13 protein-coding genes are annotated in these 13,165 nt (G+C 70.4%); 8 read left to right on the plus strand and 5 right to left on the minus strand.

Annotation, left to right across the window (positions count from 1 at the left end; translation table 11 throughout):
- Positions 1-47: 47 nt before the first annotated feature.
- Positions 48-1,172 (minus strand): FAD-dependent monooxygenase, encoded by a 1,125-nt coding sequence (locus AC3EQ1_RS06290; RefSeq protein WP_432093268.1) that lies wholly within the window; start codon positions 1,170-1,172, stop codon positions 48-50.
- 158 nt (positions 1,173-1,330) lie between these two features.
- Between AC3EQ1_RS06290 and AC3EQ1_RS06295 the strand changes: the two genes are divergently transcribed.
- Positions 1,331-2,338, plus strand: a complete 1,008-nt coding sequence (locus AC3EQ1_RS06295; protein ID WP_432093269.1) for a GntR family transcriptional regulator — start codon at positions 1,331-1,333, stop codon at positions 2,336-2,338.
- A 159-nt stretch (positions 2,339-2,497) separates the two neighbouring features.
- Here AC3EQ1_RS06295 and AC3EQ1_RS06300 read toward each other — a convergent pair whose 3' ends face one another.
- Positions 2,498-3,553, minus strand: a complete 1,056-nt coding sequence (locus AC3EQ1_RS06300; RefSeq protein WP_432093270.1) for a hypothetical protein — start codon at positions 3,551-3,553, stop codon at positions 2,498-2,500.
- A gap of 268 nt (positions 3,554-3,821) precedes the next feature.
- Between AC3EQ1_RS06300 and AC3EQ1_RS06305 the strand changes: the two genes are divergently transcribed.
- Genes AC3EQ1_RS06305 through AC3EQ1_RS06320 form a run of 4 tightly spaced genes read left to right on the plus strand, consistent with a single transcriptional unit; the run spans position 3,822 to position 6,978 of the window.
- On the plus strand, positions 3,822-4,235 hold the full coding sequence (locus AC3EQ1_RS06305) for a hypothetical protein (protein ID WP_432093271.1): 414 nt from the start codon (positions 3,822-3,824) through the stop codon (positions 4,233-4,235).
- Positions 4,236-4,292: 57 nt separating this feature from the next.
- A complete protein-coding gene (locus AC3EQ1_RS06310) occupies positions 4,293-5,108 on the plus strand; it encodes an ATP-binding cassette domain-containing protein (protein WP_432093272.1) in 816 nt (271 codons plus the stop codon).
- Between the two features lie 2 nt (positions 5,109-5,110).
- Positions 5,111-6,379 (plus strand): DUF7224 domain-containing protein, encoded by a 1,269-nt coding sequence (locus AC3EQ1_RS06315; protein WP_432093273.1) that lies wholly within the window; start codon positions 5,111-5,113, stop codon positions 6,377-6,379.
- A 41-nt stretch (positions 6,380-6,420) separates the two neighbouring features.
- Positions 6,421-6,978: a hypothetical protein gene (locus AC3EQ1_RS06320; RefSeq protein WP_432093274.1), complete on the plus strand. Its 558-nt coding sequence runs from the start codon at positions 6,421-6,423 to the stop codon at positions 6,976-6,978.
- A gap of 287 nt (positions 6,979-7,265) precedes the next feature.
- Here AC3EQ1_RS06320 and AC3EQ1_RS06325 read toward each other — a convergent pair whose 3' ends face one another.
- Positions 7,266-7,631 (minus strand): VOC family protein, encoded by a 366-nt coding sequence (locus tag AC3EQ1_RS06325; RefSeq protein WP_432093275.1) that lies wholly within the window; start codon positions 7,629-7,631, stop codon positions 7,266-7,268.
- A gap of 95 nt (positions 7,632-7,726) precedes the next feature.
- On the opposite strand from AC3EQ1_RS06325, the gene AC3EQ1_RS06330 reads away from it, so the two are divergent.
- Positions 7,727-8,692: a helix-turn-helix transcriptional regulator gene (locus AC3EQ1_RS06330; RefSeq protein ID WP_432093276.1), complete on the plus strand. Its 966-nt coding sequence runs from the start codon at positions 7,727-7,729 to the stop codon at positions 8,690-8,692.
- Between the two features lie 49 nt (positions 8,693-8,741).
- Here AC3EQ1_RS06330 and AC3EQ1_RS06335 read toward each other — a convergent pair whose 3' ends face one another.
- Positions 8,742-9,293: a DUF1203 domain-containing protein gene (locus tag AC3EQ1_RS06335; RefSeq protein ID WP_432093277.1), complete on the minus strand. Its 552-nt coding sequence runs from the start codon at positions 9,291-9,293 to the stop codon at positions 8,742-8,744.
- Between the two features lie 439 nt (positions 9,294-9,732).
- On the minus strand, positions 9,733-9,909 hold the full coding sequence (locus AC3EQ1_RS06340) for a hypothetical protein (protein ID WP_388858512.1): 177 nt from the start codon (positions 9,907-9,909) through the stop codon (positions 9,733-9,735).
- Positions 9,910-10,215: 306 nt separating this feature from the next.
- On the opposite strand from AC3EQ1_RS06340, the gene AC3EQ1_RS06345 reads away from it, so the two are divergent.
- Positions 10,216-10,683, plus strand: coding sequence for a hypothetical protein (locus AC3EQ1_RS06345; protein WP_432093278.1), 468 nt, complete (start codon positions 10,216-10,218; stop codon positions 10,681-10,683).
- A 906-nt stretch (positions 10,684-11,589) separates the two neighbouring features.
- The gene (locus AC3EQ1_RS06350; RefSeq protein WP_432093364.1) at positions 11,590-13,155 is read left to right on the plus strand and encodes a M4 family metallopeptidase; all 1,566 of its coding nucleotides are present in this window, start codon (positions 11,590-11,592) and stop codon (positions 13,153-13,155) included.
- The last annotated feature ends 10 nt before the right edge of the window (positions 13,156-13,165 follow it).

Raw genomic sequence — 13,165 nt, forward strand, 5'->3', positions numbered from 1 at the left:
CGGCTGGGAGGCGTTCGCCCCGCAAGGGCACGGCCCCGCGCCCGTCGTCAGCCCTCCGCGTCCCAACGGTCCAGTGTCAGAGCGTTCTTGGCGTGTTCCACGGACGCCTCGGAGGCGGGGCCGCCGAAATTCTCCACGGCCAGCGCCTGGTTGAGGGAGACGAAGTCACGCATCCGCCGCTCGTAACGGGAGTACGCGGCACGGTGGTCGCCGGGTGCGTCGGCGAGGCAGTCGGCCAGTACGTAAGCGCCCACCAGCGCCAGGCTGGTGCCCTGCCCCGACAGTGGGGAGGGGCAGTAGCCGGCGTCACCGAGCAGCGCCACCCTGCCCCGCGACCAGTGCTCCATCCTGATCTGGGCCATGGCGTCGCAGTAGAAGTCGGGCGCGTCACGGGCGGCCTCGGCGAGACGGGCGCCCTCCCACCTCAAGGACGCGAGCCTGCCGGCAACACGGTCCCGGAGAGCGCCGTTGTCGCGGAGCTCCGGGGCCAGGGGAGCCGACTCGAAGCCGAAGGCGATCCTGAGTTCGGTGTTGCCGCGCACGGGCATGATGCCGAAGCCCGCATCGCCGTCCCGCAGCCACAGCTGCCAGTCCTCCAGGCCGAGGAAGTTGTCCGCGCCGAACACCGAGAGGTAGCTGCCCAGGTGACGGGCGAAGTGCTCCTCGGAGCCGAAGGCCAGCCGCCGGACGGTCGAGTGCAGCCCGTCGGCCCCGATCACGAGGCCGAACCTGCGGGAGGCCGCGTGGGCGAACCCGACGTGCACGCCGAGCCCGTCCTCGTCGAGTGCGGTGACGCTGTCGCCGAAGAGGTACTCGACACCGGCGCGCGTGTGCTCGTGCACCATCCGCACCAGGTCCTCGCGCAGCAGCTCGATGTCGTCGCTGTCGAGCCGGCCGCTGCTGAACGTCGCCTCGGTGGAGCGATCGATCTCGTGGCCGTCGGGTCCGAGGACCGACATGCCGCGCATCCGCGTGCGGACGCGTCGCGCCCGGTCCAGCAGGCCCATCCGGTCGAGCACGTCGAGCGCGACGCCGCGCACGTCCACCGCCTGACCGCCGGGGCGGGGAGCCGGGGCGCGTTCGACGACGGTGACCCGGAAACCACGGCGGTGGAGCCAGTGGGCGAGCACGGGCCCGGCGATGCCGCCGCCGGAGATGAGAACGGTCTGCACGGTGAATCCTCCAATACGCTGTACGCGCCCTGAACGTATGGCGTACGCGCACCCGCTTCAACTGGCCCAATGGGGCATCTGTACTAGGGCAGTTGAGGGCGGACCGACGTCTCCGCTGCTAACCTCTGCGCTAGTACAGGACAGGAAGGCGGCACGACGTGACGGAGCACACAGGGCCATCCGGCCCGCCGCCCTATCGGCGCATCGCCGACGACATCCGGCGACGCATTCTCGACGGCGACCTGGCCCCCGGGGACCGGGTCCCCTCGACCCGGCGGATCGCCGCGGACTGGGGCGTCGCGCTCGCCACCGCCACCAAGGCGCTGACCACCCTGCGCCTGGAGGGCCTGGTCGAGGCCCGCCCCCGGGCCGGCACGGTCGTCGCAGCAGATGCCCCCGTCGCCCCGCCCCGCAGACCCGCCTCACCCGCCCCGGCCCCCGAACCGGAGCTCACCCTCGACCGGATCGTCCGCGCGGCCGTCGACATCGCCGATGCCGAAGGGCTGTCGGCACTCTCCATGCGCGGGGTCGCCACCCGGCTCGGCGTCGCCGCCATGTCGCTCTACCGGTACGTCCCCAGCAAGGACGATCTCGTCCTGCACATGGCCGACACGGCGTTCGGCGAGGAGAGCTACCCCGACGATCCGCCCGAGGGCTGGCGCGCCCGCGTCGAACTGGGCGCCCGGACCTTCTGGACCCTCTACCGCCTGCACCCGTGGCTGGCCCAGCTCGGTTCCCTCACCCGCCCGTTGCCCTTGCCCCGTCTCATAGCCCACGGCGAATGGATGCTGAGCGCTCTCGACGGCCACGGCCTGGACCCCACCAGGCTGTTCGACATCCACGTACTGATCTACAGCCATGTGCAGGGCCTCGCGGTCCATCTGGAGCGGGAGGCCCACGCCGAGGCCGCCACGGGCCAGTCGGAGGACCAGTGGATGGACAGCCGGGCCTCCGACTTCGAGGACCTGATGGCATCCGGCCGCTTTCCCGCCTTCGCCAAGGTGGTCGGGTCCTTCGACGAGGGGTACGACTTGCGTCTCGACGCCCTCTTCACCTTCGGTCTCGAGGCGCTCCTCGACGGCCTGACCCCCATCATCGAAGGCGGCCGGGGCACGCGGCCGGACACGGCGGATCCCGGGGTCCGGGACGTGGGCTCGACGCCATGAGCGAAGTCCTGCTCCCGGCGGTACTCGCCGCCGGTCCGTCATGATCCCGGGGTGCTGTGCGGCTGCCGGCCGGACGGATGCACGGGGGCTCTCAGTTGCCCTGCGACGCAGGGCACCTGACCACGCGGCCTCATCGGGCGCTCATGGCGCATGGACCCTTCAGAAGGGACGGCCGTACGGCCGCTCCCGCACCCGGTCGTACACCTCCCGCAGCCATGGCTGACGCACCGCGGGCAGCCGGGCCAGGGTGTGCAGGAAGGCTTCCCGGTCGGGCCGGAACGGTTCCCAGGGATGCAGGGGCAGCGGATCGTCCCGGAGCACGCCGTCGGGCAGTCCACCCGTCACGGGAACGGGCAACCGTGCGCGGGGGAAGGTCAGATGCAGCCACACATCGGCCGCCAGCGGCACGGCGGTGGTGGTGCCGGGTGGCTGCCACACCTGTCCCGTCTGCGGCTGGCGCGGCACCAGCGCGATGTCGGGGGCTGGGCCGGACGCCGGCCGGGCGGGCCCGGCCAGGACCGCGCGCCGCGCGGGCCGCCCCGGCGGGAGCAGCACGTCGAGTGCGGGGCCGAACATCTCCGCCGGCAGCCCGGGGGGTACCGCCACCGGTGCGCCGGCCGAAGCGGCCACCAGGTGGGCCAGGGACGTCCCGACCGCCGCCGCCCACCCCGGACTCCACGCCCCGGACGGTTCGACCGGCGGCGTGTCCTCCCATTCCTCAGCCAGCGCCTCCCAGGCGACCGTCGGGCGGTCCGGGCCGGCGGGGAGGCGGCGCACGGCGCCCGGGGCGAGCCACACCGCCTGCCAGTACGAGCAGTCGTCGATGCGGGTCGCCACGGCCCGACCGCAGTGCACACAGGCCAGGTTCGGCCCGTCCCGCCCGTCGAGCCCCAGGCAGTAGCCGTCGCACCGTTCGGGGATCAGGGCGACCTCGCGGATGTCGCCCGGCGCGACGGCGATCGCTCCCGGTGCGGCGAAGGACAGGCTGCGGACCGGCGCGAACACGCCACGGGCCGCTGCCTCCTCGGCGCCGATCTCGCTCCACCCGCGCCACGGCGGCCCGGACGGCTCCGGGTCGACGGCATAGGTCCCCGGTTCCATCAGCGCGGGGAGCAGACCGTGCCCGTAACTCCGACGGGCGTGCACGGGAAGCGCGACCCGCGACACGGGGGCGGTCAGTACGGCGCCGCACCCCGCACACGCGAACACGGCCATGCACGCTCCCTCCCCCTGGACCTTCCCATTGTCTCGGCGCGGTGATCGCAGGCCAGTTTTTCGTCCACCCCGCAGCCCCCCCCCGGTACCGGGTCCGGTCCCAAGGCGTCCGCCACGCGCTGTCGAGGCCGCAGGCCCGGGCCTTCGACGGTGGCGCGACGGACCCGGAGTCGGGAATGTGGGGGCCGGGCACGATCCCGGCCGGGCACCGGTGGCCGGCGGGCTCCGCGTGTCCACGGTGCGATCACGAGTCGGCGAGAATGGTGTGATGAGGTTATATACCCGTTCAGTCGGGCTGGTCTGTGCCGGAGCCCTCGCCCTGTTGTCAGGCTGCACGGCCGACAGCGCGACCCGCTCCGACAAGCCCGTCGCCACCCCCGGCCCCACGGCCACCACCACAGCCGCCTCAACGGACGCGGCCCGGCTCGCCCAGCGCTACCGGAACGCCGGCGGACTCCGGGACGTCTACGGGATCGAGCTGCACGACGGCCCCGGTGGCGCGCCGCTGCTGATCGTGCGGATGCGCGACGCGGACGAGAGCGCCGCGACCTTCGACGCACTGAACGACTCGATCACCAGGTTCCTCGCCCGTGAGCGGGGCCTCCCGCTGCGGAAGGGGTACTTGATGGACGTCTTCGGCCCGGACGGCTCGCTCCAGCACCGCTTCGACGCCCGGCCCTAGGGCTGTCATGACCGTGCCGTCCGGGGGAGGCGAGCTCGCCTGCCTCCGTCTGCCCGAGTGGCATTCAGCCACCAACTCGCCTACGACAAGCCGCCTCTGGCGCTGAGTGCGGCAGATTGTGTTTCTGACATGGCTCTTGTTTTCAGTGATCTCACCTTCCGCTACGGCAGGAAGACGGAGGTGTTCGACGGGTTCGACTTACATATCGCCGGCCGCTCCTCTGTCCTGCTGGGCCCCAACGGTGCGGGCAAGTCCACCTTGATGGCCCTCGCTGCCACGCAGCTGAGGCCGGATGACGGCTCGGTCGCGTGGCGCGACCTGCGGCCGGCCGGTCGGCGCGGCCGAGCGCGGTATCGCGGAGCTGTGGCCTGGATCCCGCAGCAGATCACGCCGGTGCCGGGGCTGACGGTGCGCGAGCAAGTCGCCTACGCGGGCTGGCTGAAGGGCCTGTCCCGTGCGGTGGCCTGGGAGGCGTCCGGGCGGGCGATTGCCCAGGTCGGCCTGAGTGAGCTCGCCGGCAGAAAGAGCCATCAGGTGTCCGGCGGACAGCTCCGCCGCATGGGCATCGCCGGAGCCTTGACCCACCGCAGCGAGGTCATCCTCATGGACGAGCCGACAGCGGGGCTGGATCCGCAGCAACGGGCGGTCTTCCGTTCGCTGGTGGAGGAGCTCACCGACTCGGTACAGGTCGTCGTCTCCACGCACCAGACGGAAGACCTCGCCGATCTCTATGAGGAGGTGGTGGTGCTCGACCGGGGACACATCCGCTTCCAGGGGAGCACCCTGCAGTTCCACGCACTGGCACGCGACGTCACCTCCCCCCGCGAGCAGGCCGAGGCCGCATACACCCAGCTCGTCAGCCGGGAGGCCTGATCATGCTGTTGCGCACGGTGATCCGTTCGTCCTCGGCGACGTTCCTGCTGCCCTTCCTCCTCGGCTTCGTCTTCGTCGCGCTCGGAGACGACCTGTCGGCCTGGGGCACCGCCCACTACTGGCCATCCGCCACCGGGAGGGCAACCTTCGCGCTGCCTTTCGTCAGCGCCGCATGTGCGGGCACGGCAGCATGGGAGGGCGCCAGGCTCCGCAGGGGGCGGGTCTTCGACCAGGCTCCGGTCCGGGGCCCGCTGGCCGTCACCCTCCCCCTGCTCCTGCCGGTAGCAGCGTTGGGTCTGCTGGGCATGCTGGCCGCTCTCGTCATCTCCGCGGCCGCCGCGGATGTCGGCTCCGGCCTCCCGCACCTCGGCATCCTGCTCGTGGCGGGTGGGGTGCTGGTGGCCAACACCTTGGCCGGCTACCTCGTCGGCCGGGTCATCCCCGGCGTCCTGGCCGCGCCGCTCGCCCTGATCGGTGGTTTCTTCTTCAACGCCTACCCCTCCGCATGGAGCGTCTTCTGGCTGCGGCACCTCGTCGGAGGCGGACTGGACAGTTGCTGCTCCGTTGACGCGACGGTTGATCCCCGCGCGTTGTGGAGTGCCGGGGTATTCGCGACGGCGGTCTGCCTTGCGGCCATCGCCGTCATCCACTTCCGAGGCCGTTCGGGTGCCCTGGCCATGGCAGTAGCTCTCATGACCGTCGGCTTCGGTCTCGCTGCGTACATCGCCAAGGACCTTGGTCCGGAGCCGGTACGGGCGCGAGCCGATGATGCCCTGATCTGTCAGGGCGGCGGCCGGCCCAGGATCTGCCTGTGGCCGGAACTGGACGACCGGGCCATGGTCCAGCGCGAGACTCACAAGGCGGTAGGGCGACTGGAACAGGCCGGCGTCCGCGTTCCAGGGACGCTGACGATGGCCGCGCACCCCGGAGCGGGGGCGGCGAAGCTCGGAATCCCGAGCAACCCCCAGCCCGGCGACATCCCTGGAGGCGTTGCTTCCGGACTTCTCCCGGAGCCGCCCGCGTGTGCGCTCAACGGAGCACCGTATCCGGCCGGCCATGCCCTCGGCCCTGTGGCAGCCTGGCTCCACACCACCGCCGGTGAACCGGTGTCGGCCGTCGCGGGCAGATTCGGACAACCGGATGCGGCGCTGGCCCAGCAGGTCCTGAGGCAGCCGCGGGCCGCCCAGGTGGCGTGGTTTCAGCGCAATGTGACAGCCATGCGGTCGTGCGGGACACAGCCGCAGCTGCGGATTGCAGAGGGCTCCTCATGATCTGGTGGCTGAAACTTCGCGCCGTGCCCACCCTGACCGCCGTGGTTGCGGCGACTCTGGCCGTGGGCCTGCTGATCGGGAACTCCCAGCTGCCCATTCCCGCTCTTGCCGGGCAGTCGGGTGAGTTCCTTGTGGGGCACCTGATCACCCTGGCCCCAGCCGTGCTGCTGCTGTACGGGACGGGACGCGGCGATCTCCGAACCGAGAGCGTCGCATCTCGCCCGCTGCGCCGCTGGGACGTGGTCCTGGCGGTATCCACAGCTGCCGTGAGCCTGCTGGCGGCGATGATCTGCCAACTGGCCGTCTCCACCGGCATCGCCATGGTGCTGGGCAGGAACATCGCCGGCTACATCGGCCTGGCTCTGATCCTGCACCCCCTGATCGGCTACCGGCTCGCGGGCGCCTCTCTGGCCGCAGTACCCCTGATCTGTGCCGCCGCTGGATGGAGAGCGGGCGGTCGGCCCGAACCCTGGGCGTGGCTGCTGCATGACGGCGACTCGCATGTCGCGATGGCCATGGCGGCGGTGACACTGGCGGCTGGATCCGTGATGACACTCGTGCTGCGCAACCCCGCAGGGGATATCGCCGAGTCCAAGTGAACCGCCGGCACGACGGGGCCAGTCACCGTCGGGCGACACCGTCGCACCCTCGCACGCCTCAATCCGATTCACGGCCCACCAGGCCGGTCCACCTTCAGTCCTCCAGGGGGGGCTCTGCCGGAGAGGCATGGCTCCTGCCGCGACCCGGTACCGTGGCGGGGCCGCCTCCCCGACCCTGACTAGGCGTTCGGATGTGACATGTTCGAGTTCCTGGACAGCCTGAAGGGCCGACCATCGGGTGCGGGCGGCCCTTCGACAACCAGAAGTGTGGGTAGAGGGCGTGAAGATCAGTCCACCGGGGAGACCCGGATGAGGTTGCCGTCGGGGTCCGTGATGACGAACGTGCGACCGAAGACAGCGTCGTGTGGCTCCTCCGCGACATGGACTCCCTTCGAGACCCAGCTCGTGAAGATCTCGTCAATCGCGGTCGCTCCTCCTGGGACCATCAGTCCGACTTCGCTCGTTCGAGGGGTGCTCGGGACCGCATGCTCGCTGTAGCCCGTCCACAGCGCGAACAGGACGCCGGGGGCAACCTCGAAAGCTACGTAGTGGGGACTGATGAAGGTCGGTTCGATCTCGAACAGGTCGCTGTAGAAGGCGGTAGCGGTCCCGGCGTCGCGGACGCCGATCAGGAACAGGTTGGGTGCGGGCATGGTGCGCTCCTCAGATCGTTGAATTCTCGGTACTGCTCCAGTTGACCGCCGCATCGCGACAGAGCCTGTCACCTTTTCTGCAAAGGTTGGTCAGTATGAAGGCTTCGAGGCTGTTGCATCTCTTGCTGCTCCTGCAGACCCGTCATCGCATCACCACCACCGAGCTCGCCGGACGTCTGGAAGTGTCTCGGCGGACCGTGCTGCGGGATGTCGAGGCGCTCTCGACAGCAGGTGTGCCTGTCTATGCCGAACGCGGGCGCAACGGCGGGATCGTCTTGCTCCCCAGTGCACGGCTCAACGCATCGCATCTGGAACCATCAGAGCTGGAGGCACTCTCCGTAGCCGGTTTGGACAGCGCGCAACTTGAGCGTATGGGTCTGTCTGCGGTGTGGGAGTCGGCCGCGCGCAAGATCGCCGCTCGGCAGGCTGCAGCACCTGGATCGCCGAGCCTGCTGCAACTGGCGGACCTGGTGCTGGTAGACAGCACCGCGTGGTTTGCTGACTCAGAGGCAGGGGTCGACGTATCGGATCTGGCCTCGGCACTGCGACACCGCCGCCGGCTGCGAATCCAATACCGGCGCAGCGCCGAGAATCAGGCCTCAACGCGGGTGGTCGACCCGTACGGGATCGTCGCGAAATCCGGTCGCTGGTATCTCATCGCCGATGACCAGGGGAACGGTCGGCTGTTCGCTCTGGAACGACTCTCGTCCTACGAACAACTCGACGCGCCAGCTGCTCTCCGACCAAGCGAAACCCTCCGCACCAGATGGGCCGCGTTGAAGGAACGCACCGAGGGGCAAGGTCGCGTGAGCGTGACCGTCCGCCTGCCAGAAAATGGACTCGACCTGGCGCGGCGCATCCTCGGCAACCGCATCCACGACGTCTCCGACGCGGAAAACGGCTGGTGCACGGTCGTCGTCCGCTACCCCGACATCGAGTCAGTGCGTCAGCTCCTCCAGTTCGGCGACCACATCGAGATACTCACCCCAGAGACAGCCCGCGAACGCATCAGTCAGCTCGCCAGAGACCTGGTTGAAAGGCACTCAACCCCGGCCTCGTGACTGCCGAGCGGAACGCCCTGCTCTCAATCAACGTCTCCGGTCAGTACAACTAGTGGGGGCGACTGCCGTTCGTGGCGGCTTCCTTCCGGCGGGTCTCCAGCAGGAAGCAGCCGAACTCGACGGCGCGCAGGTGGACCGCGGCGACCTCGGGGTCGGAGTACAGCTCGCCCAGCTCCTTCTCGAGGGCGGCGCGCCCGGCCGCCGACCGGGCCGGAGCAGAGCCCTGGGGCTCCTTGTAACGGCCGCCCAGAATGCGGCCGTCCGCGGCGTAGGCCCGCAGCACGCGGCGGTCACCGCACAGGGCCTGCGGGAAGCCGGCCCCGGCGGGCCCGCCGCAGTCGTCGATGTGGATGAACACCGGACCCGTCTCGTCGTACGGTCCCGGGTCCGCGCCGGTCTCCGCGGCCCAGCGCCGCAGCGGCGCGTAGGAGACCAGCGCGATCGGCTCGCCGGGCTCGGTCCGCCCGAAGCAGCAGCGGAGCGGATTGCCGCCCTCCGCGTCCTCGGTCAGCAGCCGGGGAGGGTTTCCGGAGTCGTCCCGGTCGCGCAACTGCCGCAGCACATCCCGGGGAATCGCCCGGATCTCATAGCTCGTCGTCATGTGCTCATGCTGGCCCGCCGTCCCAGACGGGCACCGGCGGCAATCGGACAGTGCGTTCTCTCCCGGGGGAACGGGTCCGGAGCAGCCGCACGGGCCCGGCGCGCGTGTATCGACGAGGTGCAGCTTCCTTCGGGGCGGTCCGTCGTCCGTCGCCCGGGGTCCGTCGTCCGGGACCGGTGAGCGGGTGGAGGGGGCGAGGGGTGGCTGCGTCGCTCCGTCGGCCGGAGCGCGGTCGGCGTGCCGGTCATCCTCGGGACAGTGGGGGCGTCCGCCGCACGCTCCACGAGCCGCACCGGAAGCAGCGGATCGGACGTGTCGGGCGAAAGCGAGGGAAAGGTGCGCTCCGGGCGAAGTGGCCCCGCGGACGCGGCGCGACAGCATCACCCGGAGGGGTGGCGTACACCGGCGGCCCGTCGCCGGGCCGCCCGGAGCTGTCGGGCTATCCCGCGGTTCTGCCCGGGATCCCGTTCCGGCGGCGCAGGTCGCTGAAGTCGAGGGCCTCCTCCGTCTCCCGCTTCACCTGCTGCATGGTCTGGCGGGCCTCGGTGAGGACGTCACCGTGTTCCTGGACGAGGCTGTCGTAGATCGGCGCCTGGGGACGATCGTCGGCCGGCATGGGGGAGTGCTCCCTGAGGTCGGGTACGTGGGGAAGGCCGCCCGTGGTGTCAGCGGTCGGCCGGAGAAGACCTTACGTGCCCGGGAGGCCACCGTGGGCACCGGACCTCCTCCCGGAAGGAACCAGGGCGCGCAGTACGCGCCGCGGAGCGCCGCCGGTCGCCTTGCTGTGCGCCTTGCGCGCCGCTGACCTGGCGCGATGCGCGGGGCGTGTGGATCCGGTCGCATGCGCGGAACACCTCCGGCACGCCCTGGCGTTCTGCGTCTTCTGCCGCGTAGCGGCGGTGATGTCGGGTACTCGGGGGCTATGCCTGGATACACCGTTTCTCCGACGAAGAATCCTGTGCACTCCGCCCTGCGCGCGGGACCGGACGGACCGGGACGGCATCGCCGCCCGACGCGTCGTACCGGACGCTGGCGGCGGAGGCTGCTCGCCTACCGCGACGTCGACATCGTCGCGTCCCCGGCCCCCTCTCCCGAGGACGCCCGGTGCCTGCTGCTGGTGCACGGCCGATGCGTGATCGGCAACCTCACCTACCGGCTCTGTGAGCACTGCTCCACCGGAGTGATCACAGCGGCGGAGTTCTCCGGCGCGCTCCGGACCGGCGGTCTGGGCACCCGGGCCATGTCCAGCCTGCGGGCACGCCATCCCGGAATCTCCTGGTGCACCGTGCTGCACCGCAGGGCCACGCGCGGTCTCATGCACCGGCTGCGCATCCCCGAGACGTCGAGCAGCCCCTGCCGCCACCTCGGCGCGGGGCCGCGGCCCGCCTGACGCGTCGGCCGGCCCCCGGGGCCGGTGCTCCGTACTGTCTGCCGTCGCCCGGTACGGGCGCGTGGCACGCGCCGGGTTCGCTCCCGCGCGTCCCCTCCGCCCCGCCGGGCGCACGGCTTTGTCGTCCTGCCGGGGAAGCCCGGGGGTCGCTCGGTGGAGGGAGGCCGCCTCCGCCCGTGCCGACCCTGCCGTCACCGGGGCGCCCTGACGGTGTCCCGGCGCCTGCTCACGGTAGGCCGCCGCGCTTGCTCTCTCGTCCGTGTCCGCCACACACCGTGGGTCTCATCCCCCGGTGCGGTGAGCCCTTCCGGCGAAGGCCCACCGAAAGGGCTCCCGAAGAAGAGGCCCTGAACTCGCCCTGACGCGGGGGAGGAACGTCGGCGTCAGCACGCAAGGGCCTCCGGCCGTCCCGCCCCGGTGGCGGGGATATCCGGAACGGCCTCTCCCGTATGACCTCGGCAGGCAACCTGCGGGCGTTCCCGGCGGTCCTCACCCAGGAGTGAGCGATCGTTCGTCCGCACTGTGGCAACCGCGCGGTTCCCGCGACGGTGCCCACCGGTAACCCGCCGGCCGTCGACCGCAACGTGTCGAAGGTCACGGCATACCTCGGCGGATCCGTCCTCCTCGTCGGAGCTGCCCTCAACAGCCCTGGTCAGGGCGGCATTTGCCGCAAGCCAGAGGTTCTCGGGGAGGTGCCGGAAAAGGTGTGTCACATCCCTTCATCAGGCCGCTTGCCATGATCAAGAGGCAATCATTCGGTAAAAACAGTTCAACTTCTTTCATGTGACGGTCATTCTCTCTTCGTTCTTACTGACATTTCGTCATCCCCCACGAGGAGACCGAGTGATATCTGCCTCCCCGCAGCGCCGTCGCATCACCGCGGCGGCGCTCACGGCCACGGCGGCCATGGTCGCCGCCGGACTTGCCGGATCCGCTTCGGCGCAGCCGTTGCAGGCCGCCGAAGCAGCCGCGCAGTCCGGTCGGGACAGCGCCATCACCCACGCCGAGGCGAACGTGGCCCGGAACGCAGCCGCGTTCGGCTTCGGCAAGGGCCAGGAGCTCAAGGTCAAGGACGTCGTCATCGACTCCGACGGCACCCAGCACGTCCGCTTCGACCGCACCTACCGCGGACTGCCGGTCGTCGGCGGTGACTTGGTGGTGCACCAGTCCAGCACCGGCGCCTACCAGGGCAGCACCCGGGCGAGCGAGGGGAAGGTGGCGGTGAAGTCCGTCTCTCCCGCCGTCTCGCCCAAGAACACCGCGTCGAACGCGCTGAAGCGCGCCGACGGTGTCCGCAACGCCACCTCCAAGCCGGTGCTCGTCGTCTGGGCCGCCGAGGGCGCCCCGCGGCTCGCCTGGCAGACCACGGTCAGCGGCTCCGGAGCCCACGGCGAGCCCGCGGGCAAGGTCGTGGTCACCGATGCCGCCACCGGCCGGCAGATCGAGACCTACGACGCCAAGCACCAGGCGAATCGTTCCGGCATCGGCCGCTCGGAGTACACCGGGAAGGTCCGTCTGGACACCACCCGGCAGTCCAACGGCCGCTACGCGCTGAAGGACCCGAAGCGCGGCACCGTCACCAAGGACGCGCGCAATGCCGACGCCGACTCGGTGAACGCCTCCACCGGCAAGCTCTTCACCGACGCCGACAACGACTGGGGCGACGGCAAGAAGTTCTCCACCAACCGCGCCACCGCGGCGGTGGACGCCCACGCCAACACGGCCATGACGTGGGACTACTACAAGAAGACGTTCAACCGTCGGGGCATCAAGAACGACGGCAAGGGCGCCACCGTCCTGGTCCACGTGGGCACCAAGTGGGACAACGCCGCCTGGGACGACGCATGCTTCTGCATGATGTCGGGTGACGGCAACGGGTCCAACGACCCCGAGCAGGTCGACCTGGACACCATGGGCCACGAGATGACCCACGGCGTCACCAGCGCCACCGCCAACCTGCGCTACAGCGGTGAGTCCGGCGGCCTCAACGAGGCCACCAGCGACATCCTCGGCACCATGGTGGAGTGGCACGCCAAGAACCGCTACGACAAGCCGGACTACCTCTTCAGCGACCAGTCCACCCCGCCGTGGCTGCGCCGCTTCGACAAGCCGTCCCTCGACGGGGCCTCCAAGAACTACTGGAGTTCCCGGGTCGGCCAGGAGGACGTGCACCACTCCTCCGGCGTGGGCAACCACTGGTTCTACCTGGCCAGTGAGGGCAGCGGCAAGAAGAAGATCAAGGGCATCACCTACAACAGCCCGATCTACCGCGGCTCTTCCAAGGTCACCGGCATCGGCAACAGCAAGGCGTCGAAGATCTGGTACCGGGCGCTGACCCGCTACATGGTCTCCACGACCAACTACAAGGGTGCCCGCAAGGCGACGCTGAAGGCCGCCGCCGACCTCTACGGCAAGCGGAGCAAGGAGTACAAGACGGTCGGCAAGGCCTGGGCCGCCGTCAACGTCCGCTGACCCCGGCGCC

The organism is Streptomyces sp. bgisy100, assembly GCF_057709105.1.